At 54.9% G+C, this 22,078-nt stretch carries 27 protein-coding genes; 16 read left to right on the forward strand and 11 right to left on the reverse strand.

The genetic code is table 11. The features are described from left to right. Positions 1–79: 79 nt before the first annotated feature. The 4 genes from TH25_RS00555 to TH25_RS00570 all read right to left on the reverse strand — a co-directional run bounded on the left by TH25_RS00555 (position 80) and on the right by TH25_RS00570 (position 3,667). Positions 80–535, reverse strand: coding sequence for an RrF2 family transcriptional regulator (locus tag TH25_RS00555; protein ID WP_114086486.1), 456 nt, complete (start codon positions 533–535; stop codon positions 80–82). 80 nt (positions 536–615) lie between these two features. Further along, positions 616–1,068, reverse strand: coding sequence for a dUTP diphosphatase (gene dut / locus TH25_RS00560; protein ID WP_114086487.1), 453 nt, complete (start codon positions 1,066–1,068; stop codon positions 616–618). Between the two features lie 74 nt (positions 1,069–1,142). Further along, positions 1,143–2,363 carry a bifunctional phosphopantothenoylcysteine decarboxylase/phosphopantothenate--cysteine ligase CoaBC gene (coaBC, locus tag TH25_RS00565; protein ID WP_114086488.1) on the reverse strand — a complete coding sequence of 407 codons (1,221 nt, stop codon included), beginning with the start codon at positions 2,361–2,363 and terminating at the stop codon, positions 1,143–1,145. A 125-nt stretch (positions 2,364–2,488) separates the two neighbouring features. Continuing rightward, positions 2,489–3,667: a polysaccharide deacetylase family protein gene (locus TH25_RS00570; protein WP_258548967.1), complete on the reverse strand. Its 1,179-nt coding sequence runs from the start codon at positions 3,665–3,667 to the stop codon at positions 2,489–2,491. A gap of 354 nt (positions 3,668–4,021) precedes the next feature. On the opposite strand from TH25_RS00570, the gene TH25_RS00575 reads away from it, so the two are divergent. Beyond that, complete coding sequence (locus tag TH25_RS00575) at positions 4,022–4,603, forward strand: malonic semialdehyde reductase (protein ID WP_114086489.1); 582 nt, start codon at positions 4,022–4,024, stop codon at positions 4,601–4,603. A gap of 196 nt (positions 4,604–4,799) precedes the next feature. Next, the gene (locus TH25_RS00580; protein WP_114086490.1) at positions 4,800–6,209 is read left to right on the forward strand and encodes an ATP-binding protein; all 1,410 of its coding nucleotides are present in this window, start codon (positions 4,800–4,802) and stop codon (positions 6,207–6,209) included. Positions 6,210–6,218: 9 nt separating this feature from the next. Here the strand turns inward: TH25_RS00580 and TH25_RS00585 are convergent, their stop codons facing one another. The 4 genes from TH25_RS00585 to hslV form a co-directional block, all read right to left on the reverse strand. Continuing rightward, entirely contained in the window at positions 6,219–6,806 is a 588-nt protein-coding gene (locus TH25_RS00585) for an ATPase (protein ID WP_114086491.1), read from the reverse strand. Beyond that, a complete protein-coding gene (locus TH25_RS00590; RefSeq protein WP_114086492.1) occupies positions 6,803–7,159 on the reverse strand; it encodes a TA system antitoxin ParD family protein in 357 nt (118 codons plus the stop codon). Before TH25_RS00590 ends, TH25_RS00585 begins: the two co-directional genes overlap by 4 nt. A gap of 205 nt (positions 7,160–7,364) precedes the next feature. Further along, positions 7,365–8,675: an ATP-dependent protease ATPase subunit HslU gene (hslU, locus tag TH25_RS00595; protein ID WP_114086493.1), complete on the reverse strand. Its 1,311-nt coding sequence runs from the start codon at positions 8,673–8,675 to the stop codon at positions 7,365–7,367. A 72-nt stretch (positions 8,676–8,747) separates the two neighbouring features. Further along, a complete protein-coding gene (hslV, locus tag TH25_RS00600; RefSeq protein ID WP_114086494.1) occupies positions 8,748–9,317 on the reverse strand; it encodes an ATP-dependent protease subunit HslV in 570 nt (189 codons plus the stop codon). Positions 9,318–9,540: 223 nt separating this feature from the next. Here hslV and hisB point away from each other — a divergent pair, with 223 nt between their 5' ends. The 14 genes from hisB (at position 9,541) to TH25_RS00670 (ending at position 18,277) form a co-directional block, all read left to right on the forward strand. Next, positions 9,541–10,140 carry an imidazoleglycerol-phosphate dehydratase HisB gene (gene hisB, locus TH25_RS00605; RefSeq protein ID WP_114086495.1) on the forward strand — a complete coding sequence of 200 codons (600 nt, stop codon included), beginning with the start codon at positions 9,541–9,543 and terminating at the stop codon, positions 10,138–10,140. Positions 10,141–10,222: 82 nt separating this feature from the next. Continuing rightward, complete coding sequence (locus TH25_RS00610; RefSeq protein WP_114086496.1) at positions 10,223–10,651, forward strand: DUF2628 domain-containing protein; 429 nt, start codon at positions 10,223–10,225, stop codon at positions 10,649–10,651. Then, positions 10,648–11,298: an imidazole glycerol phosphate synthase subunit HisH gene (hisH, locus tag TH25_RS00615; RefSeq protein ID WP_114086497.1), complete on the forward strand. Its 651-nt coding sequence runs from the start codon at positions 10,648–10,650 to the stop codon at positions 11,296–11,298. The genes TH25_RS00610 and hisH overlap by 4 nt, the downstream gene beginning before the upstream one ends. Continuing rightward, a complete protein-coding gene (locus tag TH25_RS00620; protein ID WP_114086498.1) occupies positions 11,295–11,849 on the forward strand; it encodes a GNAT family N-acetyltransferase in 555 nt (184 codons plus the stop codon). The genes hisH and TH25_RS00620 overlap by 4 nt, the downstream gene beginning before the upstream one ends. Beyond that, on the forward strand, positions 11,846–12,574 hold the full coding sequence (hisA, locus tag TH25_RS00625) for a 1-(5-phosphoribosyl)-5-[(5-phosphoribosylamino)methylideneamino]imidazole-4-carboxamide isomerase (protein ID WP_114086499.1): 729 nt from the start codon (positions 11,846–11,848) through the stop codon (positions 12,572–12,574). Before TH25_RS00620 ends, hisA begins: the two co-directional genes overlap by 4 nt. A gap of 15 nt (positions 12,575–12,589) precedes the next feature. After that, a complete protein-coding gene (hisF, locus tag TH25_RS00630; protein ID WP_073955064.1) occupies positions 12,590–13,351 on the forward strand; it encodes an imidazole glycerol phosphate synthase subunit HisF in 762 nt (253 codons plus the stop codon). 84 nt (positions 13,352–13,435) lie between these two features. Then, positions 13,436–13,768 (forward strand): phosphoribosyl-ATP diphosphatase, encoded by a 333-nt coding sequence (locus tag TH25_RS00635; protein ID WP_114086500.1) that lies wholly within the window; start codon positions 13,436–13,438, stop codon positions 13,766–13,768. Between the two features lie 36 nt (positions 13,769–13,804). After that, positions 13,805–14,176: an HIT domain-containing protein gene (locus tag TH25_RS00640; protein ID WP_114086501.1), complete on the forward strand. Its 372-nt coding sequence runs from the start codon at positions 13,805–13,807 to the stop codon at positions 14,174–14,176. A gap of 176 nt (positions 14,177–14,352) precedes the next feature. Beyond that, positions 14,353–14,850 carry a DUF6314 family protein gene (locus tag TH25_RS00645; RefSeq protein ID WP_114086502.1) on the forward strand — a complete coding sequence of 166 codons (498 nt, stop codon included), beginning with the start codon at positions 14,353–14,355 and terminating at the stop codon, positions 14,848–14,850. A 131-nt stretch (positions 14,851–14,981) separates the two neighbouring features. Continuing rightward, on the forward strand, positions 14,982–15,401 hold the full coding sequence (locus TH25_RS00650; protein ID WP_114086503.1) for a VOC family protein: 420 nt from the start codon (positions 14,982–14,984) through the stop codon (positions 15,399–15,401). Between the two features lie 102 nt (positions 15,402–15,503). Continuing rightward, the gene (locus tag TH25_RS00655; RefSeq protein ID WP_114086504.1) at positions 15,504–16,448 is read left to right on the forward strand and encodes a 2-hydroxyacid dehydrogenase; all 945 of its coding nucleotides are present in this window, start codon (positions 15,504–15,506) and stop codon (positions 16,446–16,448) included. 116 nt (positions 16,449–16,564) lie between these two features. Then, positions 16,565–17,035, forward strand: coding sequence for a GNAT family N-acetyltransferase (locus TH25_RS00660; protein WP_114086505.1), 471 nt, complete (start codon positions 16,565–16,567; stop codon positions 17,033–17,035). Between the two features lie 198 nt (positions 17,036–17,233). Further along, positions 17,234–17,524, forward strand: a complete 291-nt coding sequence (locus TH25_RS00665) for a phosphoribosylpyrophosphate synthetase (RefSeq protein WP_114086506.1) — start codon at positions 17,234–17,236, stop codon at positions 17,522–17,524. A gap of 168 nt (positions 17,525–17,692) precedes the next feature. Further along, a complete protein-coding gene (locus TH25_RS00670) occupies positions 17,693–18,277 on the forward strand; it encodes a class I SAM-dependent methyltransferase (RefSeq protein WP_114086919.1) in 585 nt (194 codons plus the stop codon). Between the two features lie 114 nt (positions 18,278–18,391). Here TH25_RS00670 and TH25_RS00675 read toward each other — a convergent pair whose 3' ends face one another. From TH25_RS00675 to TH25_RS00685, 3 genes are all read right to left on the reverse strand, one after another. Next, positions 18,392–19,909, reverse strand: a complete 1,518-nt coding sequence (locus TH25_RS00675) for a YifB family Mg chelatase-like AAA ATPase (RefSeq protein WP_114086507.1) — start codon at positions 19,907–19,909, stop codon at positions 18,392–18,394. 214 nt (positions 19,910–20,123) lie between these two features. Further along, on the reverse strand, positions 20,124–20,420 hold the full coding sequence (locus tag TH25_RS00680; RefSeq protein WP_181847305.1) for a hypothetical protein: 297 nt from the start codon (positions 20,418–20,420) through the stop codon (positions 20,124–20,126). A gap of 99 nt (positions 20,421–20,519) precedes the next feature. Next, positions 20,520–21,980, reverse strand: a complete 1,461-nt coding sequence (locus tag TH25_RS00685; RefSeq protein ID WP_114086920.1) for an alkaline phosphatase D family protein — start codon at positions 21,978–21,980, stop codon at positions 20,520–20,522. Positions 21,981–22,078 lie beyond the last annotated feature (98 nt).

Genomic DNA, 22,078 nt, shown 5'->3' on the forward strand with positions numbered 1-22,078 from the left:
CTTGCCAATGTGCAATCTCTACAAATTGCCAAATATTTCTGTGATTTAATGGCGTGCGACACCATAGCCGGACAAAAAGTCAGATAATAAAGTCCGGCGATTCTTCGATCCCGCTGCGCAAACCGGCATCGCGCGCCCGGTTACACAAATCTTCAACCGTAATATGTTCCAGTTGCTTCATCATGGTTTCCTGAAGCTCGCGCCATAGCGGCCGTACCACTTCCTTGCCCAGCGGCGATCCTGCCGGATCCTCGATCGGATCTTCCGATGTTTCCATTGACCGAATCACCGCAACAATATCGGCAAGGGTAATACGGCGGCGTTCGCGCGCCAACCGATAGCCCCCGCGCGGGCCGCGCACACCGGTCAAAATATCGGCCCGCACAAGCTGTTGCAGGGTCTGTTCCAGATAGCGTTTGGGAATACCCTGTCGGGCTGTAATATCCCGGCTCTGGACGGGTTCACCCGCCGCATTATAGGCAATGTCCACCACAGCTTCGATGGCAAACAGCATCTTTTTTGAAAGTTTAAGCATCGTTTCTCGTTTGCTCCCTCGATTATGCCTGTCATCGCAGCCACGAGATCTGCGCTGAACATATTCAGTCAGGTTTCGGGTCAGGCCACACCTGTTGACCCGAAACCATCTGCACCGCGCTCGGTGGCGTCAAGGTCCGCCACCACATTCCATCCAACCTGGGTCACGGGCGCGATCACCATTTGCGCAATGCGCATGCCCCGTTCAATGCGAAAATCCCCGTCGCCAAAATTGACCAAAATGACTTTGATTTCGCCGCGATAATCCGCATCAATCGTGCCCGGGCTGTTTAACACCGTCACACCGTTTTTCGCCGCCAGCCCCGAACGCGGGCGAACCTGGGCTTCAAACCCGGCGGGCAGGGCAATGGCAATGCCGGTTTCGATCATGGCGCGCTTGCCCGGCGCAATCACCACATCGGCCTCAATGGCGGCCAGCAAATCCACCGCTGCCGCCTGTGCCGTGGCATAGGCGGGCAGGGGCAAATCCCGGCCATGATCCAAAACCTTCAAATCAACCGACAAAGTCGTCATTCATCAATCCTGTTTCATCATTACATGTTCCGCACACGGCACCAGACCGCGCCGGGATATATTCCGGGCCATATTTACGTGTCAAAATGCCGGGCAATGCGAGAAACCAGTGTTCTTGCCACCGCGATCTTGCTTTGTTTGGGCCAAAGCTCGTCACTTTGCACATCATTTCCGGCAATCAGATGGATCTCATTATCCTCGCCGCCAAAGGTGCCGCTATCAGGCGCAACATTATTGGCCAATATCCAGTCACATCCCTTGCGCGCCCGTTTGGCACGCGCATGGTCAACAACATTTTCGGTTTCGGCGGCAAATCCCACCACCAGCGCCGGGCGCAGCGGGCCGCTCTGGCTGATGGTTGCCAAAATATCGGGATTTTCGGCAAATTGCAGAACCGGCAAGGCCCCGTCACCGGCCTTCTTTATTTTCTGCCCGGCCTGGTCCTTAATGCGCCAATCGGCAACGGCAGCGGCGAAAATGGCAATATCGGCCGGCATGTGCGCCTGCACCGATGCCAGCATATCGCGCGCCGTTTCCACCCGTACCACATTTACACCAACAGGGTCGGGCAGATTGACCGGGCCGGAAACCAGCGTTACATCGGCCCCGGCACGCGCCAGTTCGGCGGCAATGGCATGGCCCTGCTTGCCCGATGACCGGTTGGCAATATACCGCACCGGGTCAATTGGCTCGTGGGTGGGGCCGCTGGTCACAACGGCCTTTTTCCCGACCAACGGTTTTGGCCCGTCCTGACGGGCGAAAAAATCCTGCACGGCAGCAATAATTTCGGCCGGTTCGGCCAGCCGCCCGGTGCCGGTTTCCCCACACGCCAAATCGCCGCCAGCCGGGCCAATCCGCAAAATGCCCCGGCTTTCCAGCGTGGCAATATTGGCCCGGGTGGCGGGGTTGTTCCACATTTCGACATTCATGGTCGGCGCGACCAGAACCGGTTTGTTGGTCGCCAAAAGGGCGGTTGTCGCCAGATCATTGGCCATGCCCGCCGCCATCTTTGCCAGAATATCCGCACTGGCGGGTGCCACCAGCACCAAATCCGCCTCGCGCGACAGGCGGATATGGCCCATTTCGGCCTCATCGGTCAGGGAAAAAATATCCTGATATACCTTGTTTTCGGTAAGCGCGGCTACTGACAGGGGGGTCACAAATTCGGCCCCGCCCTGGGTCAGGATGGCCCGGATCGAGGCCCCCTGATCGCGCAAACGGCGGATGACTTCCAACACCTTATAGGCGGCTATCCCGCCCGAGATGATTAAAAGGATGTTTTTTCCTGTCAGCACTGTGGATAGCCATTATTTACGTTATCAAACTGTGGATAACCTAGCGCGTTGCGGTTCAACACGCAATAGGCGTTATTCAGCCACAAAAAACGAAAATGATACGTAAATAAGGGAAAACCCCGGAATTAACCGGGGTTTTCAATGCCTTTGGGAACGGTATAAAGCATCCCGAGCCAGCGCCAGCGGCCATCCGGGCCGGCAGCGGTACAATTAATCCGCCAGCGCCCCGGTGACACCGGACCGTCAAGGCGGACTTCCACCCGTTCCTCGCCCAGACGGCTGAGGGTTGCGGTCCCGTCAGACGGATAACATTGCACATCCCTGGCCGGTTGCAACAGGGTAAAGCCAAAGGCGGGCGGATTGCGTTGCAGGGTATAATCCGCCGGGGTCACATCGGAAACATCCAGCGGCAGGGAATTTGCCGCCAGTTCAAACCGGTCGAGTGACCCGTAATGTTCATTAAGGGCAAAGCGCGGCAGATAGAACATATCAGCGGTTTTATCAAACCCGCCGCTTTGCTGGCCAAAGGCGGCCTTATAGCCCGCATCGCGCACCGCCTGCTGCACATCGCTGCTGGCTTCGCCATAGGGGTAAGCAAACAATTCAGGCACAAAGCCCAGCTCCTGTTTGAACCGCTGGGCCGATTTTGCCAGTTCCGCCTTCACATCCGCAATCGGGATAGAGGATAAATGGGCGTGGCTGTCGCTATGACCGCCAATTTTTACCCCCTGCTTGACCAGATCGCGCACCATGTCCCAGGTCATGTAGCTTTCATAACCATCATCAAGCTGGCTGGTGGAAACAAACACCGTGACCGGCAACCCCGCCTTTTTGAACATTGGCCAGGCCTGGGAATAAAAACTGCGATAGGCATCATCCACCGTAATGCCAATGGCACGATCTGGCAGGGCCTTGCCATCGGCAATCGCTGCAACGATGTCTGCCACATCCATCACATGATATTTGGGTTTTTCCAGTTCGGCGATATGGGCCGAAAGCTGGTCCAGCGTAATATTGGTCGAGGGATAATCACTTTCGCCAAAACGGTGATACATGAAGACCACCGCCGAGGAATCGTCCTTGCTCGCGGAGGGCTTTGCCTGCACATCGCTGCTGGCACTGCCACCAGAATTGGCGCTGACATCCGCCGCCTTTTGCGTCGCCGTATCCGACTGCGCCCAGGCAGGAACCGCCAAAGCGAAAACCAGCACACCGGCAACGCCCCAAAATGCGTGACGCATTTTGGCATAAGGACGTTTTTCTGCTTTTGCCCGTGCGTCAAGCCGCAACGTATTTTTAGTCATCTGCATTGGTTTTTCCATGCCATTCAATAATATGTGCATCGATTGGCGCCATGAAACAGCGCCATTATCGCGATATTGTGGCAAAGCACGATGACGCCCTTGCCGGTCCCCCAAATGTTTTTTGGTTTTCGGCATTTTCCTGCCGTTGAATATTGTAAAACCTGTATTCATGACATTTGACACAGGCACCTTTACACTGGCACGGATGTTGCTGTCCTGTTCATTCCAGAACCAAAACAGGTGCGGCCTCTGGGGCATCACGGGTCCAGCCTTCTCATTGCCATGTAAATTGCATAGGCTATTCTTAAGAGGTTGATTACTCTTGAATTCTGAACAATCCGGAAAGTTTTCGCAATGATTGATCAAAAAGCGCTCGATATTCTGTTTCATGACGCACGCAGCCATAATGGCTGGCTCGATAAAAAGGTGGACCGCGCCCTGTTGAAACAGGCCTGGGATATTGCCGTGATGGGCCCTACCAGCGCCAATTGTGAACCGATGCGCGTTGTGTTTGTCGAAAGCAGCGACGCCAAGGCACGCCTTGAACCGCTGATGGCGGAAGGCAATCGCGCCAAAACCATGACGGCCCCGGTAACGGCGATTATCGGCCAAGACATGGAATTTTATGAAAAGCTGCCTGCATTGTTCCCCCATGCCGATGCCCGTTCCTGGTTTGTTGGCAATGAGGAACTGATCCAGGCCACCGCCTTTCGCAATGCCAGCCTGCAAGGGGCCTATCTGATTATGGCATTACGCGCACTTGGCCTGGATTGCGGGCCAATGTCCGGCTTTGATGCCGATGGGGTTGACCGCGAATTTTTTGCCGGTACCGCCGTCAAAACCAATTTCATGATCAATATCGGCTATGGCGACCCTGCAAAACTGTTTGATCGCAGCCCCCGCATGAGTTTTGACGACGGGGCCAGCATCATTTAACGGGTTTTACGATACGACTCGGCCCAATGCCGCCCCGTTTTCAAACGCGGCGGCATTTTTCACATGAAAAATCCGATATTTTTCAACGAATTGAAAACTGTCATCTAAAGTTGATTTGATATTCACTCTTACATCATCATGGTAGGCCAAATTTATATCGCCATTTTAAGGCTGGCGTTTTGATCTGGAGAAACCCTTGGGCTTTCGGCAACTGCTCGCAACCGCGTTTGCACTCAACATTCCGCCTACGGCCATTCTGGTATTGCTCGCGGCATCCGACCAGATTGCCTGGGGGCTTGCCATTATTGCCGCCGGGGCGTCCTGGCTGGGCGTTGTCGGACTGCTGCGTATCTATTTCAAGGACTTGCGGGCCGTGGCGCGCTATGCGGCCACCCTGCGCGATCATTTTCGCGGCACCCCGCCCCAGCGCATGACATTCGAGGCCGCCGCAGAGCTTTCCTCGCTTTATACCCAGATCACAACCGCCTTTCGCGAACGCATCATCACGCTGGAAGCGCAAACCAGCACCGATGCCGAAATTCTCGATCATTTGCCCAATCCGGTGATTATGGTCAATCGCCAGCGCACCGTTACCGGCTTTAACCAGGCGGCAAAGTCGCTGTTTCACAATCTGGAAACCGGTTATGACCTGACCCGCTTTATCCGCGATCCCATTTTGCTCGATGCCTTTGATACGGTATCATCGGGCCGTCGCAAAATGCAGCATACCGAATTTGTGATGTCGAGCGACGCCCAGCGCCATTTTGATGTTCTGACCGCCCATTTGCCCGCCGAAACCGGCAACCGCAATTTCGTGCTGTCCTTTAGTGATTTGACCGAACTGCGCAAGGTTGAACAGATGCGCGCCGATTTTGCCGCCGATGCCGGGCATGAATTGCGCACCCCGCTTTCGGTCTTGCTGGGTTTTATCGAAACCCTGGAAGGCCCGGCCAAGGATGACCCCGATGCCCTGGGGCAGTTCCTGCCGGTGATGCGTGATCAGGCGCAACGCATGCAAAGCCTTGTTGAAGATCTGCTCTCGCTGGCCCGGATCGAGCTGAATGAACACACACCCCCCTCGAACGATTGTGATGTCAGCACCATTATCGACAAGGTGGCAATGGCCCTCAAGGTCAAGGCGGATGCCAAAAACATGGATATCCGTGTCACCACCAATCTCGAAAACACCCACACGATTGGCGAAGAAAAGGAACTGATCCAAGTTTTCCAGAACCTGATCGAAAATGCCATCAAATACGGGCATCAGGACAGCACGGTCGATGTCAAAATTGATCTGGCGAAAAACCCGCCTGCCGCTCTGGCGCGCTATCGTCACAGCCGCATCATGTCGGTTTCGGTCTGTGACCAGTCCGATGGCATCGCCCGCGAACATTTACCCCGCCTGACCGAACGTTTTTACCGGGTTGATACCGCCCGCTCACGCGCAGTCGGCGGCACCGGCCTTGGCCTGGCGATTGTCAAACACCTGGTTCAGCGCCATCGCGGCACCATGACCATCGAAAGCGAAGTGGGCAAGGGATCGGTCTTTACCGTCTATCTGCCTGCCCGGACCGGCGATAATGTCCATAAACTTCATCGGGCGTGACAAAAACACCTATCGCGACAGATCCGCATCGTAGGTTGTCAAAACCCAGTTTGGCAGGATCGGCGCAGCCTGCACAAGGCGGCCATCGGCAAACAGCAAAACCTGCTGCGGCGGCTGATTAAGCCTGGAATTATCAAAAACCATACCCCGATCCGCCCGCAAAACGGCATCCCTAATCAAGGGTTTCCCCCGATCATAGCGCGCCCGGATTTTATCCTCGGGCACATCATGTCCGCCTTCCCGGGTGCGTTCCCTGACCCGTGCCACCGAAAGATCGGCACTCTCCACACCCACATGTGCAACGATAACGATATAACCCCGCCCTTTGGCGTCATCGATAAACTGCAACTTGGAGGGATGGGAAAAAACGGTTTCCGTTGCGAAACTTTTGCGCAGTTCCAGCATTCGGGATCGACGATCATCCGCAATCCTTGCCGCATCGTAAGAAGCTTCAGGCGACCGATCCTTTAGCTCGTCACGCTGAATAATATCGGCATTGATAAAAGGACCGGCAAAATGCGGCGCAATACGGGTTTGATAAAAGGTGGACTTGCCCGCACCGTTTGGCCCGGCCAACAAAACAAGGCTGGGTTTCATGCCACATCATCATTTTTGGCAAAACACAAATTACCGCCTGCATCCAGGCCGACACCCTGTCCCAGCTTTCGGCGTTTGGCAAAAAACGCCTGTTCCGAATCAGAGGGTTGCGCCATTTGCGTGACAAAACCATCAAGCCAAAATGCTTCTTCTTCGCTGCTCAATTCGGTTGTATCGCGGGCACCCTCAAGTGCTGCCGTAATTTTGGCATGGTCAAAACTGCCGGAATGTTCAATTGCCCGTCCGATTTTCAGCCAATGAGTGATCTGCCCGGCAACAGAACGACTGTGAATATCCGCCTCATGCCGAACCAGGGCCATAATCTCGTCAGACAGTTTCACAGATTGCGGCATGATCACCTCCTTGCGCTCATCTGACCAAAAGTGGCAAAATGCCACCTGAATAAAAGGTAGCAAAATGCCACCTCCCTATCAAGATTTCGGCACGCCGTTCGCCAAAAGTGCTTTTTTAGCAAAAGCAAACGCAAAAGGCCGACGCGATAAATGCGCCGGCCTTTTAAAGTTAATCATGCAGGTCGAAAAACCCCGACCATTACGGTTAGAGAATGAATTTCGATAGATCGGTGTTTTTCGACAGTTCCTCGACCTGATCGCGCACATATTGTGCGTCAATCACCACCTTTTCACCCGAACGATCGGTGGCGGTGAAGCTGATATCATCAAGCAGCTTTTCGAGAACCGTATGCAGGCGACGGGCCCCGATATTTTCAACCGTTTCATTCACCAGCGCCGAAATGCGGGCGATTTCGTCAATCGCATCATCGCTAAATTCCAGCGACACATCTTCGGTGCCCATCAGGGCGATATATTGCTTGATCAACGATGCTTCCGGTTCCAGCAGGATGCTGCGGAAATCGGCTTCCGTCAGCGCCTTCAGCTCAACCCGGATCGGCAAGCGTCCCTGCAATTCCGGCAACAGGTCCGACGGTTTTGCCAGATGGAACGCCCCCGAGCAGATAAACAGCACATGGTCGGTTTTCACCGTGCCATGCTTGGTGGAAACCGTCGTACCCTCGATCAGGGGCAGCAGGTCGCGCTGTACGCCTTCGCGCGACACATCTCCGCCGCGTTCGGACCGCGCGGTGATCTTGTCGATCTCGTCCAGGAAGACAATACCGTTCTGCTCGACATTCTCGATGGCTTCGGCTGTCACCTTTTCCATGTCGAGAAGTTTGTCGGATTCTTCCTCGATCAAACGCTCAAAGGCTTCGGCCACGCTCATGCGTTTGGCCTTGGTCTGGCCGCCAAAGGCTTTGCCGAACATATCGGACAGGTTCAGCATCCCCATCTGCGCGCCCGGCATACCCGGCACATCAATGGTCGGCATCGAGGTCGAGGCACTTTCCTGCACCTGAATCTCGATTTCCTTATCCTGCAATTCGCCTTCACGCAATTTCTTGCGGAATTTCTGGCGCGTCTCGGCAGAGGCATTTTCACCGACCAGGCTGTCAAGGATCCGTTCCTCGGCCTGGAGTTCCGCCTTGGCGGTAACTTTGCGTTTCATCATCGAGCGGGTCAGATCGATGGAAACTTCCAGAAGATCGCGAATGATCTGTTCGACATCGCGCCCGACATAGCCGACTTCGGTAAATTTGGTCGCTTCGACCTTCAGAAAGGGGGCGTCGGCCAGTTTGGCAAGGCGGCGGGCGATTTCGGTTTTACCCACCCCGGTCGGGCCGATCATCAGAATGTTTTTCGGCAGAACTTCGCCGCGCATCGGCTCGGTCAGTTGCTGGCGACGCCAGCGATTGCGCAGGGCCACCGCAACGGCGCGCTTGGCCTCTTTTTGTCCGATGATATGGCGATCAAGTTCTGAAACAATTTCGCGCGGGCTGAATTGCTGTGTCATGTATTTTGGTCCGGTTTGTAACGCGATGATCCCCATAATGGGCAATCACGGCGCGGATGACAGACGTCTCGCTCAGGCGACGTCCTTTGCCTCATCAAGTTTTTCAAGGGTGATACTGCCATTTGTGTAAACACAAATATCACCGGCAATTTTCATCGCCCGGCGGGCAATTTCCTCGGCATCCATGTCCTGGTCAATCAGGGCACGGGCCGCCGACAGGGCATAATTCCCGCCCGATCCAATGGCGATAATGCCGTCTTCAGGTTCCAAAACGTCGCCCATGCCCGTCAGAACCAGTGAAATATCACGGTCAACAACGGCCATCATGGCTTCAAGACGGCGCAAATAACGGTCGGTCCGCCAGTCCTTTGCCAATTCGACACAGGCGCGCATGGTCTGGCCGGGATGGCGCTCCAGTTTGGCTTCCAGCCGTTCAAGCAGGGTAAAGGCATCGGCGGTGGCCCCGGCAAAGCCGACAATAATGTCCTGCTTCTGGCCGATACGGCGCACCTTGCGGGCATTGCCCTTGATCACGGTCTGACCCAGGGACACCTGCCCGTCACCGGCAATCACCACCTGATTACCCTTGCGAACGGAAAGAATTGTCGTCCCGTGCCAGCTTTGCTGCGATTGATCGCTCATGAAAACTTCCTGAAATTGGCCTTTACATGTTCCGGTCAAGAGTTAGCACGTAGAAAGGCAGGGTCAAGGGGTTGGGCGTTGCCGGCCTGCCGGACTGTGCTGTTTTTAACCCTGGATGTTTTTTTGCGGCCATTGCGTATGCGGTTAAACTGGCAATTCAGATGCGATGTTGCTAAATAACCAGCAGACAGACGCATTGATTTTGCAGGAAAGGAGCCTTTGCATGCGCAAGGCCCGCGTAGAGCGCAATACCAACGAAACCCGGATCACCGCAGAGGTCAATCTGGACGGCACCGGTGTCTATGACATCAAAACCGGTGTGGGGTTTCTGGATCACATGCTTGAACAGCTTTCACGCCACAGCCTGATGGACCTGACGGTTCGCGCCGAGGGCGACCTGCATATCGATTTCCACCATACCACCGAGGATTCCGGCATCGCCATTGGACAGGCCTTTGCCAAGGCCCTTGGCGATAAAAAGGGCATCACCCGGTATGGAAGCTGCCTTCTGCCAATGGACGAAGCCCTGACCCGTGTTGCGCTGGATATTTCCAGTCGTCCGTATCTGATCTGGAATGTCACCTTCACCCGTGACAAGATCGGCAATATGGATACCGAACTGTTTCGCGAATGGTTTCAGGGCTTTGCCCAGGCGGCAGGCATCACGCTGCATGTCGAAAACCTGTATGGTGAAAACAATCACCATATTATCGAAAGCAGCTTCAAGGCGCTGGCGCGGTCGCTGCGCGATGCGATCGAAATTGATCCGCGCAAATCCGATGCCATTCCGTCAACAAAGGGTGTTCTGGGCGGGTCACTGTAAACGTCCCGTTTTCCGGCCTGCCGTCCAGGCCAATCCATTCCGGGGCCGATTAACCGGTTCCGGGACGAAAGTCTGAATTTCGATGAAGGTTTATACCGTTCATATCAATCCCGGCCAGGCCGATCCGATCGAAGATGCGGTGCTGGTACGTGAAGGTTTCAATTTCTGGGCCTTTCTGCTGACCGGCCTGTGGGCGCTGTTTCACCGGCAATGGCTGGCTTTTATCGCTCTGCTGGTGGTTTCCGGCCTCGTCAATCTGACGATTCATCTCGCCAATGGCGGGCCAGAAATGGAGTTTTGGCTCAATGTCGTGGTTGCCATCGGCTTTGGTCTGATTGCCAATGACCTGCGCCGGCGCAAACTGGCAAAGCAGGGCTGGAAAATGGTGGATATCATTGCCAGCAGCAGCGAAAAAGATGCCCTTTACCAATATGTGCATCGGGCGGTGAAACATACCGCCGTAACTCCGACCCCTGTTTCGTCCTATTACGGGAGCACCCCCACCCCATGACCGTCGCGATTATTGATTACGGTTCAGGCAATCTGCGTTCTTGCGCCAAGGCATTCGAGCGGGCGGCCCGCGAAAACAGCCTTGCCCTTGATGTTGTCGTCACCGACAACCCGCATCATGTGCGCGATGCCAGCCATATCGTCCTGCCCGGTGTTGGTGCCTTTGCCGATTGCCGGGCTGGCCTGGATGCGGTCGAAGGCATGGTGGACATGCTTGAAGAACAGGTCATTAAGGGGGGAAAACCCTTTATGGGCATTTGTGTTGGCATGCAATTGATGGCAAAGGTTGGCCGTGAATTTACCGACACCGAAGGTCTGGGCTGGATTGACGGTGAGGTTGTTGCCATTGAACCCGATGACCCGTCCCTTAAAATTCCGCATATGGGCTGGAATGAATTGCGCCTTGATGATACCGGAGAAAACCACCCGGTTCTTACGGGCATTTCCAGCAGCGATCACGCCTATTTTGTCCATAGTTTTCATATGCGTATCACCAGCCCGTCACAGCGTTTGGCCCGGGTTGATTACGGAACCGAAATTACAGCCATTGTCGGGCGTGACAATATGATCGGGACACAGTTTCACCCGGAAAAAAGCCAGAAAACAGGATTGACCCTGATCGGGAATTTCCTGGGATGGAGACCATGAGCGGACCCAGCGTCACCCTGAACCCGAATGTTTATGCCGAACATGTCACCGAGCTTTCGCCCGGCGACCTGTCGGACATTGTGGATGCCTGTATTCAGGCTATTGTCGAAGGCGGCGGCTTTGGCTGGTTAACCCCGCCCGGTCGCCCGGAAATGGAAAAATACTGGCGCGGCGTTTTGATCATGCCAGGACGGCATTTGTTTGTTTCACGCGTGGACGGGGTCATTTCGGGGGCGGCACAACTTATTGAAACGCCAGCCAACCTGGAATCCCAACGCCATTCCGCGCAAATTACCGGGCATTTTGTTGCACCCTGGGCACGGGGCCGGGGCAATGGCAAGGCGATTGTGCGCGCGATTGAATATTTCGCCCGGCAAAAAGGTTACAGCGTGCTGAAACTGGATTTGCGCGAAACCCAAACGGCGGCCATCGCCCTTTATCACAGCATGGGATATGTGCGCTGGGGCATTAATCCCTATTACGCCATGATCGACGGCAAAATGGTCGAAGGCTATTACTACACCAAGAAAATACAGGAATCCGAACAGTGAACCTTTATCCGGCAATTGACCTGAAAGACGGGGCCTGCGTTCGCCTGTTGCGTGGCGACATGGACAAGGCCACCGTCTTTAACGACGATCCCGGCAGCCAGGCAGCGGAATTTGTCGATAAAGGATGCCATTGGGTCCATGTGGTGGACCTGAACGGGGCCTTTGCCGGTGAACCGGTCAATGGGGCGGCGGTTGATTCCATTCTGGCCGCCGTTGGCACACGCGCCAAGGTGCAGCTTGGTGGCGGTATCCGCAATATGGAAACCGTTGATTACTGGCTGAACAAGGGCGTTCACCGCGTCATTCTGGGCACGGTAGCGCTGCGCAACCCGGACTTTGTCAAGGAAGCCTGCGCAAAATGGCCGGGACGTATTGCTGTTGGCATTGATGCCCGCGATGGCTTTGTTGCCGTTGAAGGCTGGGCCGAAACATCGGAAATCACCGCCCTTGAGCTGGCCCGGAAATTCGAGGATTGCGGGGTAACGGCCATCATCTTCACCGATATTGACCGTGACGGAGCCATGGGCGGCCCGAATATCGACTCAACCGTCGCCCTGGCCAAGGCAATTTCAACCCCGGTCATTGCCTCGGGCGGGGTTTCCTCGCTGGAAGACCTTCTTGCCATCAAGGCCCGGGCCGATGCTGGAATTGACGGCGCCATTTCAGGCCGTGCGCTGTATGATGGCCGCATTGACCTGGCCCAGGCCATTGCCGCGCTGGCATAACGACAGGAAAACGACATGCTGAAAACCCGTGTAATACCCTGCCTGGATGTCAAGGATGGCCGCGTGGTCAAAGGGGTGAATTTCGTCGATCTGATCGATGCGGGCGACCCGGTCGAACAGGCCCGCATCTATGATGCCGAAGGGGCGGACGAGCTTTGTTTCCTGGATATCACCGCATCAAGCGATAACCGCGATACCATTTTTGATGTGGTGGCCCGCACCGCCGAGGCCTGCTTTATGCCCGTGACGGTGGGCGGGGGTGTGCGCACCCTTGAAGATATTCGCAAATTGCTGCTGGCCGGAGCGGACAAGGTTTCAATCAATACCGCCGCGGTGAAAAACCCGGATTTTGTGCGCGAGGCTGCGCGCAAATTTGGCTCGCAATGTATTGTGGTTTCCATCGATGCCAAATCCACCGGACCGGACAAATTCGAGATTTTCACCCACGGTGGTCGTAACGAAACCGGAATAGATGCCGTTTCTTTTGCGAAACAAATGACGGAATATGGTGCCGGTGAATTGCTTGTGACCTCGATGGACCGCGACGGTACCAAGTCGGGCTTTAACATTCCGCTAACCCGCACCATTGCCGATGCCGTGTCGGTTCCCGTCATCGCATCGGGTGGTGTTGGCACACTTGACCATATGGTTCAAGGGGTTACAGAGGGCCATGCCTCGGCGGTGCTGGCAGCATCGATTTTCCATTTTGGCACCTATCGCATCCGCGATGTCAAAAATCACATGAAGGCAGCGGGCATTCCGGTCCGCGACGCATAACATTTCGGAAATAGAACATTTTTCTGGATATTGTGATTCAGCCACGCTTTGCCAAGGGCCAGAACAATAAGCAGGACGGAAAAAATGACCACAGCACTGAATGGCGACATTCTGGATCGTTTGTATGAAACCGTGGCCGCCCGCAAGGGGGCAGACCCCGAAGAAAGCTATACCGCCAAACTGTTTAGCAAGGGCACGCGCAAAATCGCGCAAAAGGTAGGCGAAGAGGGCGTTGAAACCGTGATTGCCGCCCTGGCGGAAGGCCCGGAAAATGTGGCCTCCGAAAGTGCCGACCTGTTATATCACCTGATGGTGCTGTGGGCCGATCAGGGGGTGAAGCCCGAGGATGTCTGGGCCATTCTTGCCAAACGTGAAGGCATTTCCGGTATTGCCGAAAAGGCATCGCGTCGCCAATAATCCGGGTCATATCCCGTCTGTTTCAGGAGATTTCCGATGGCCGTAAAACCCTATGATCCCGAAAATATCTTTGCCAAAATCCTGCGCGGGGACATTCCGTGTAACAAGATTTTTGAAGATGAGCATGTGCTGGCCTTCCACGATATTGCCCCGCAGGCCCCGACCCATATTCTGGTGATTCCCAAGGGGGCCTATACCTCCTATGACGATTTTGCCCAAAATGCGTCGGATGCGGAAATTATCGCCTATACAAGGGCGATTGGCAAAATCGCGGCAGCGGCTGGTGTTGCCGAGGATGGCTATCGCCTGATTGCCAATACCCGTGAACACGGCCGCCAGGATGTGCCACATCTGCATATTCATATCATTGGCGGTAAAAAACTGGGCCTGATGCTGCCCAAGGACTGATCCGCTTTTATGCCCGATCCGATCCGGGCTGGTATATCCACTTTCATCGACAATCAAATGGCATGTCCCTGATGAGAATCATACATGCCATTTTGCTATCGAAATAAAATAAACGGGGTCTGGATTTATCCTGCACCATTCTGCCAGACACGTTCGCAAGCCACTAAAGGACCGTTATGGCCACCAAACCCGACCTTCCCGTCCATCGCGTTTTTAACAGTCTGCACGGGGACTGGAATCTTGAACGTGACATGGGGGATATGGGGCACTTCATGGGGACAGCACGGTTTTTTATCGCAACTGACAGTGCCAAAAACAGTCTGCGCTATCGGGAAGAAGGGGTTTTGCACCGTTTTGACGGACAAAAATTCGAGGGCTACCGGGAATATGATTTTGTGCTGCACGACGATGCCATCGAATTGCTGTTTCGCGACCCGGTCGGTTTTGGCAATCGCTATGTGCTGCTGAGTTTCAGCCCGGCGAACATATCCAATAGCAATAACCCGGAAAACAGCCTTTTCGCCCAGGATCATCACCCGTGCGGCAATGACATGTATCATCATCGCATGATCTGGCAGGACACCAATCATTTTGAAACCAGAATTAAAGTCACCGGTCCCAACAAGGATTATGAATTACACAGCCTCTATCAGCGCCAGACCACACAGAATTAAACCACGTTCAGCAAAGTCCCGTGTTTGCTGAACAGAGGAAACGGGGCAGGGCCGATTTCAGGCTTTGTCGCTGTTATCATTCTGATTTACAGTCACAAGCAAATATCCTTCATTTTCCGGACAGTAACGTCATGAAGATCCCGCCCTTTCATCTGGCCTTCCCGATCAAGTCCATTGCCGATACCCGCGCCTTCTATATTGACATCCTTGGATGCGAGGAGGGGCGTTCGACTGAAAACTGGATCGATTTTGACTTTTTCGGCCATCAGCTTTCGGCCCATGTCCGCGCCGATGCCGGGCAAAATGCCGGTCATGGTACCGTGGATGGCGATGCCGTGCCGATCCCGCATTTTGGCGCGGTGCTGGAATGGCAGCAATGGCATGACCTGGCGGAGTGCTTGAAAAATGCCGGCATTCCCTTCCTGCTGGAACCCAAAATCCGCTTTGTTGGCGAACCGGGCGAGCAGGGCACGTTCTTTGTCAGTGATCCGGCGGGGAATGGCCTGGAATTTAAAACCTTCCGCGATCCGGCAATGATTTTTGCCCACTGATAGTATTTCCCCAGCGATCCAGTCAAATGGTCCGGGAACGCAGCCTTACCCCGTTGCGTTATATAAATACACCGCAACAAAACCAAAAAAAGGAGAGCAGCCATGTCTGCGTCTGCGCCACGCAAAATTCTTATCGCCTCGCAAGGCGACGAAACCCGCTGGAAAGAGGCAATGACGACGCGGCTGCCCGACGCCACCATTTACACCCAGGACGAGGATTATAATCCGGCGGAAATTGACTATGCCCTGTTGTGGAAACAACCCCAGGGCATGATCAAGAATCTGGAAAATATCCGCGCCATTTTCTCGCTTGGCGCCGGGGTGGAACATGTGCTTTCTGCCCCGTCACTGCCCGAGGATGTCCCGATCATTCGTTTGGAAGATGCCGGCATGGCCCAGCAAATGATTGAATATCATATTTATGCCACCCTGCATTTCATGCGCGATTTTGACCATTACCTGCGCCATGAAAAAGAGGGCGACTGGCACCCGCATGATGTGGCCGAAATCAGCGACTTTCGTGTGGGGGTCATGGGCCTTGGTGCGCTGGGGGCGGCTGTTGCCACCAGCCTGTCGAACCTTGGTTTTCATGTGTCGGGCTGGAGCCGCCGTATGAAAGCGATTGAAAATGTCGCCACCTTTGCCGGGGATGAAACCCTGGACGAGTTTTTGGGCCAAAGCGATATTCTGATTTGCCTTCTGCCGCGCACCCGCCAGACCGAGGGCCTGCTTGACAGTGCGCGCCTGTCCAAACTGCCCGCCAATGCCGCCATTATCAATGCGTCCCGCGGGACCGCCATTGTCGAAGAGGACCTGTTGCGCCTGGTCGATACCGGCCATCTGCGCGGGGCATTTCTGGATGTCGCGCGGAACGAACCGCTGCCAAAGGGCCATCCCTTCTGGAATCATCCTAAAATAAGATTAACACCGCATATTGCCGCTGCCACCCGCATCGGCCCGGCGGTGGACCAGATTGCCGATAATATTGACCGCCTGGAAAAGGGCGAAACCCCTGCCGGTCTGGTGGATCGTGACACCGGTTATTAAGTCCGGTCTGGCGCAAATTCCCTGCCAGATACGCGGTTGGCAGGGCATTTGGCTGAAACACTGTCATCCCCCCACCAATTATCGCCAAACCGTGCGTCTTTTTACCGGGAATGCCCATGCAGAATCTGATGTTTCGTTATGCTGTCCGCTCGGACCTTCCGGCCATCGTGGCCCTTTTGGCCGATGATGAAAAAGGCAAAACCCGCGAGCAGATTTCCGACCCGCTGCCCGAACTTTATTACCGCGCCTTTGAGGCGATGGAATCGGTCAGCAGCGATTCCCTGCCCAATAAATATCTGCTTGCCATTCTCGATAGCGAAATCGTTGGCTGCCTGCAACTGACCCTGATCCCCGGCCTGTCGCGCCAGGGGCGTTTGCGTGCGCAAATTGAAGGGGTGCGGATATCATCGCATCATCGCGGCAAGAAAATAGGTGAAGCATTGATCCTGCATGCAATAGACATCTCGCGTGCGCTGGGGGCCAGCCTGATGCAGTTTACCACCGACAAAAGCCGCAAGGACGCCCACCGCTTTTATGAAAGGCTGGGTTTTGTTTCCAGTCATGAAGGCATGAAGCGCGACCTCTGAGCCAGACACGGCAAACGCATCTGCAGGCAAGGTCCAACTTTTCCTGATGCAAGGATTGTTTGACGAAACTGACAGCGGAATGCCACATTTAAATGTAACACTGCACCTTAAAGCGCGTCATCAACAATCAGGAACTATCGGGAACACAAGGCACGCTAGAACGTTAAAAACGCACGATAACCAGCCAAGGAGAGCGTTATGAACCTGTCCGAGCTACAGAACAACGCCGTAGAACATGGTTTTACCCATAATTTTGTCTGTACCGACACAGGCGTGCAGCGTGATGGCGATGGTCCGGTCTATCCGGTGAGCGATTTGCGTATTGTTCACAGCAGAAGCGTTGATACCGGCACCGACCCTGGCGATGATGCCACGATTTACATGATCGAAGCCAAAGATGGCAGCAAAGGCACCCTGATCGTACCAGCCAGTTTTTATGCCGATCCGGGCAAGGCAAAAATCATTGATCAACTGCTGAACCGCCACTAGGTTGAAAACCATGATCGGCTGCACGATGGCATCAGGGACAATCGGGCAATGACGTCTGCAAAAATTGGTAAATTTGCCGCAAAATCACCACCTTCTGGCGAGCATATATCAGCGCCTGATAACAAATGCCAAGCGGTTCCCCCCGCTTCCGGAAGGATGGAAAACCCCATGTCCGATCTTTTGCCGTTTTTACGCGCCTGGGTTGCTGATCCCCGACGTGTTGCCGCCATCAGCCCCTCCGGGCCCGCCCTGACAGAACTTATGACCCGGGAAGTAACCCCGGAAAATGGCCCGGTTCTGGAACTTGGCCCGGGCACAGGGGTATTTACCCGTGGCCTTCTGGCCCGCGGCCTTGATCAACATGACCTGACACTGATCGAGGCAGGAAAAGATTTTGCACAAACCCTTGCCAATCGCTTTCCGCAGGCGCGGGTTGTGTGCATGGATGCCACCCGGCTGGGTCGCGCCAATCTTTACCCCGAACAGAATCTGGGTACAGTCATAAGCGGTTTGCCGTTGCTTTCGATGAATCCGCGCCAGGTGATGGGGGTTCTTGGCGGCGCATTCCGCTATCTGCGGCAGGGCGGACATTTTTATCAATTTACCTACAGCCCGCGCTGTCCGGTCCATGCCAGCATTCTGGATCGACTGGGCCTGAAAGCCGCACGCGTTGGCCATACCATACGAAATGTACCGCCATCGAGTGTTTACCGATTTTCCCGACTTGAAGATGACGAAACCTGGTTTGGCTGAATTCCTTTCAAGCTGTCCGGTACAATTGGTAAAATATCTCCAACACTCCCGCCTGAACGCCTTTCTGACCTGTCCAGTTATCCCTCCCGCCTTTCTCTTTGAAAAAAAGCCTGCTTATCCGCGACGATAGACCATCTGTCGGTACATCAATGCTTCGGCAATATGTGTCCGCCGGACAATATCGGTTTCGGCAAGGTCGGCGATGGTGCGCGCCACCCGTAAAATACGGTGATAGCCACGGGCTGAAAGCCGCAATCGTTTTGTTGCATCCTGAAGCAGGCCACGGCCTTCTTCATCGGGCGTGGCGTGACGCGTCAAAAGGTCGCCATCGGCCATTGCGTTGCAACTGACCTTGCGATCATCGCGGTAACGGTGTTGCTGGCGGGCCCGGGCCGCGAGCACACGGCTGCGCACAATGGCCGTGGTTTCGCCATTTGCAGGTGCATCCAGTTCCTCTGCCGTGACGGCGGGAACCTCGATCTGAATGTCAAAACGGTCAATCAGCGGGCCGGAAAGACGGTTTTGATAATCCTCGCCACAGCGTGGGGCCCGGCTGCACGCCATGTTTTCATCGCCCAGATACCCGCAGCGACACGGATTCATTGCCGCCACCAGTTGCACCCGGGCCGGATAGGTGACATGGGCATTGGCACGTGCCACCGAGACCTGCCCGGTTTCCAAAGGCTGGCGCAGGGCATCAAGCACATTGCGCTGGAATTCCGGCAGTTCATCCAAAAACAACACGCCATGATGGGCCAAAGAAATTTCGCCCGGCCGCACCCTGTGCCCCCCACCCACCAGGGCAGGCATGCTGGCCGAATGATGCGGGGTACGATAAGGCCGCCTTCGCACCAACCCGCCTTCTGGCAGAATGCCCGAAACCGAATGGATCACAGTGCTTTCCAGTGCTTCGGCGGGGGACAGCTCGGGTAGCAAGCCAGGCAGGCGGGCTGCCAGCATCGATTTGCCGGAACCGGGCGGCCCATTCATCAAAAGGTTATGTCCGCCCGCCGCCGCAATTTCCAGCGCCCGTTTGGCACTTTCCTGGCCCTTGATGTCGCGCAAATCGGGCTGATCTTCGGCACATACCGGTGCTGCGAGCGCAACGGGCCGGGGCAAAATCTGGCTGCCCTTGAAATGATTGATCAGGGAAATCAGGCTGGGGGCGGCCAGAATATCCAGTTCGCCCGCCCACAGGGCTTCGGTGCCATTCCGTTTGGGGCAGATAATGCCGCAGTCCCGTCCTGCCGCCTCCATCGCCGCAGGTAAAACACCGCCCACCGGCGAAATCGAGCCATCCAGCCCCAATTCCCCCAAAACCACCCAGGATGAAACATCTTCCAGGCTGATCACATCCATCACTGCCAGCAGCCCCAAAGCAATGGGCAGGTCAAAATGCGAGCCTTCCTTTTGCAAATCGGCCGGAGCAAGATTGATGGTGATGCGTTTGGGCGGCAATGCAAGACCCATTGCCGACAGGGCGGAACGTACCCGTTCGCGGGCTTCGGACACCGCCTTGTCGGGCAGGCCGACAATGGTAAAGGCAGGCAGGCCGCTGGCCATTTGAACCTGAACATCCACCGCAATGGTTTCAATGCCGGCAAAGGCCACGGTTGTTACATGTGCGGTCATGATGCTGCCTGTTTAATCCCCCAAGACGCCTACTTTGGCGGCAAAAACGGCAACAGGCAACCAGCACGTGCAATTTTGAAATGCTTTACCGACAGGTTCGCGGTAAATGGCAAATCTGTCATCACATCAAAATATACCAAATATATCTAAATTGATATTCACTGGCATATTTGATAAATGAAATCTCACATCAGGATTAAATTAAAAATTCTGATTACGATTTTTTCTCGTTTTCTGAATTTGCTTCTTCTTTATCGGCAATCGCATTGTTTTCCGAAGCAGGGTCCGTCGCCTGATCTTCGGCCTGCGGTTTCAGGAACTCCTTGCGGCAGGGCACGGCTTTGCCCTCTACCACGGTCCAGCCAAAATTGCGCATTTTGCCAAAGCTGGCCCGTTTCATGGTAATGCCACTGGCCTTGTGCATCCGTACTTCATCGGGGTTTTCACCCTCGATCCTTTTTGCCTTCGCCCAGGCACGTTCACGAACCGCACGGGAAATTTTTTCAGTCATGTACTAACAATCCAATCATTGCGAGGGCCAGATGAGGCAAATGGGGCAAAGTTCCGGCCCTTTGTATAACCGATTTTACCAATATCACAACGCGCCCCGTCAAATTTCCAGATCCGGCCCCAAACCGGACTGTTCAAGCCGCCAATTGGCCCGCCAGAGGGATTTTTGCCGGGTTAACAGCAAATAATTGCGTTCCGCGACATAAACGCTGTTCTGACCGGGCAGGGGGCGTAACCGTGTTGGGCGACCCGGCAACGGGTTTTCGCCCAGCCAGGCCAAAAAGCCAAGACAGCGGGCAAAAAGACCCGGTGGCGCCTGATGGGCAATGCCCGATGCCACCAATTGGTGAATGACCCGCGATCGAACGTCAAAAGTACCGCGCGTTGCCAAATGGATTTCCCCCGAAAGCAGGGTGATGTCGTGATCATTTTCATTCGCGACAGCTTCAACCAATTCCAGAAATCGGCACCATTCGCGCCGATGGGCACGGCTTTGCCACTGGTCGCGCAGGTCATCCTCATATTTCTGGGCCTGCGGCATGATGCCCAACATCTTTTCGACCACCGACAGGCGCGGGCCGATCACCGGCACACTCGACATCAGTAAAATACGATTGCCATCGGGGATATGGGCCAGCATTTTTTCCATCACCTGCCAGCCCGTTTCGCCCATCACGGCATCACGTCGCCGTTCGGACCGCAAATCCGGCGCAATCACGGTAAAACCGGGATAATCATAGCGCCAGCCAAAGGAATGGGCCGTGCGATCATACACGCCACCGGGCATCTCCGTGCCATCAGGGGCGATACATAACTGCATCAGCATAAAGGCATAACGGGCCGCCTGAAACAGGCCCCGCGGCACATCCATTTGCTGAAACCCGCCCGGATGGCTGCCCCAGCCATCAAAAATATCGTGATCATCCCACATCATCAAAGACGGCACCCGCGCCATCAGATAGGCAATCTGGGGCAGATTATAAATGGTCAGATAATGGTCCAGATAAAACTTCAAAGCGGCATCGGCCATCCCGTCGGTAAAAACCGTCGCCCGTTTTTCCCGGGTCGAGGCGCTTTGAAAGGCTGCAATATCGGGGTGGCATTGCCAGACCTTATCGGCATAAATCTGATCCCCGCCATGCAGCAGCAGAGAAAGCGGCTGCACATCATGGCGGTCACACAAATCCGCCCACAGGGCATTTCGATCCTCAATCGGGCGGTCAAGATCGCCATCTTCCTGACCATTGCAGGAGACAAACGCCAGACGAACATCATCATCCAGATCGGTACATACAGGGAAGTGACAATCCTCAAGCGTGTACCAGGCCCCGGCCTGTTGGGGCAGGCCAAAATCATAGCGCCAGTAAATCCGGCCAAATTTTTCCGCCAGCTTTAAAGGCCGAACCGCCCCGTTGCCCATTGGCGCCAAAAGCGGGGCTGAAACATCGTTGCCCGTCACAACAAGAGCGGAAATTCGCGCCATACCGGCATGGCACCCGCGACCAAACAAAAAAGGCCCTGCCAGCCAGGAACCAGAAGTTTCGTCACGTGCTTCGTTCATACTGCCGCCTTTTGCCAATTGTGCCGCATCCTGGAACAAATAATACGCCCTGAAACAGGGACAGGTTCCGGAAAAATTAACCCTGACGAGCCGCTATG

Source organism: Thalassospira profundimaris (assembly GCF_003326755.1).
Lineage (GTDB): Bacteria > Pseudomonadota > Alphaproteobacteria > Rhodospirillales > Thalassospiraceae > Thalassospira > Thalassospira profundimaris_B.

Coding starts and splice junctions, on each gene's coding strand:
- TH25_RS00645 (WP_114086502.1), top strand. CDS start 14,353: ATGGCCACCAAACCCGACCTTCCCGTCCATCGCGTTTTTAACAGTCTG.
- TH25_RS00650 (WP_114086503.1), top strand. CDS start 14,982: ATGAAGATCCCGCCCTTTCATCTGGCCTTCCCGATCAAGTCCATTGCC.
- TH25_RS00585 (WP_114086491.1), bottom strand. CDS start 6,806: ATGAAACCCAGCCTTGTTTTGTTGGCCGGGCCAAACGGTGCGGGCAAG.
- TH25_RS00665 (WP_114086506.1), top strand. CDS start 17,234: ATGAACCTGTCCGAGCTACAGAACAACGCCGTAGAACATGGTTTTACC.
- hisF (WP_073955064.1), top strand. CDS start 12,590: ATGCTGAAAACCCGTGTAATACCCTGCCTGGATGTCAAGGATGGCCGC.
- TH25_RS00655 (WP_114086504.1), top strand. CDS start 15,504: ATGTCTGCGTCTGCGCCACGCAAAATTCTTATCGCCTCGCAAGGCGAC.
- TH25_RS00610 (WP_114086496.1), top strand. CDS start 10,223: ATGAAGGTTTATACCGTTCATATCAATCCCGGCCAGGCCGATCCGATC.
- TH25_RS00640 (WP_114086501.1), top strand. CDS start 13,805: ATGGCCGTAAAACCCTATGATCCCGAAAATATCTTTGCCAAAATCCTG.
- TH25_RS00620 (WP_114086498.1), top strand. CDS start 11,295: ATGAGCGGACCCAGCGTCACCCTGAACCCGAATGTTTATGCCGAACAT.
- TH25_RS00575 (WP_114086489.1), top strand. CDS start 4,022: ATGATTGATCAAAAAGCGCTCGATATTCTGTTTCATGACGCACGCAGC.
- TH25_RS00635 (WP_114086500.1), top strand. CDS start 13,436: ATGACCACAGCACTGAATGGCGACATTCTGGATCGTTTGTATGAAACC.
- dut (WP_114086487.1), bottom strand. CDS start 1,068: ATGACGACTTTGTCGGTTGATTTGAAGGTTTTGGATCATGGCCGGGAT.
- TH25_RS00680 (WP_181847305.1), bottom strand. CDS start 20,420: ATGACTGAAAAAATTTCCCGTGCGGTTCGTGAACGTGCCTGGGCGAAG.
- TH25_RS00660 (WP_114086505.1), top strand. CDS start 16,565: ATGCAGAATCTGATGTTTCGTTATGCTGTCCGCTCGGACCTTCCGGCC.
- TH25_RS00685 (WP_114086920.1), bottom strand. CDS start 21,980: ATGAACGAAGCACGTGACGAAACTTCTGGTTCCTGGCTGGCAGGGCCT.
- TH25_RS00570 (WP_258548967.1), bottom strand. CDS start 3,667: ATGACTAAAAATACGTTGCGGCTTGACGCACGGGCAAAAGCAGAAAAA.
- TH25_RS00670 (WP_114086919.1), top strand. CDS start 17,693: ATGTCCGATCTTTTGCCGTTTTTACGCGCCTGGGTTGCTGATCCCCGA.
- TH25_RS00675 (WP_114086507.1), bottom strand. CDS start 19,909: ATGACCGCACATGTAACAACCGTGGCCTTTGCCGGCATTGAAACCATT.
- hisH (WP_114086497.1), top strand. CDS start 10,648: ATGACCGTCGCGATTATTGATTACGGTTCAGGCAATCTGCGTTCTTGC.
- TH25_RS00555 (WP_114086486.1), bottom strand. CDS start 535: ATGCTTAAACTTTCAAAAAAGATGCTGTTTGCCATCGAAGCTGTGGTG.
- TH25_RS00590 (WP_114086492.1), bottom strand. CDS start 7,159: ATGCCGCAATCTGTGAAACTGTCTGACGAGATTATGGCCCTGGTTCGG.
- hisB (WP_114086495.1), top strand. CDS start 9,541: ATGCGCAAGGCCCGCGTAGAGCGCAATACCAACGAAACCCGGATCACC.
- hslV (WP_114086494.1), bottom strand. CDS start 9,317: ATGAGCGATCAATCGCAGCAAAGCTGGCACGGGACGACAATTCTTTCC.
- hslU (WP_114086493.1), bottom strand. CDS start 8,675: ATGACACAGCAATTCAGCCCGCGCGAAATTGTTTCAGAACTTGATCGC.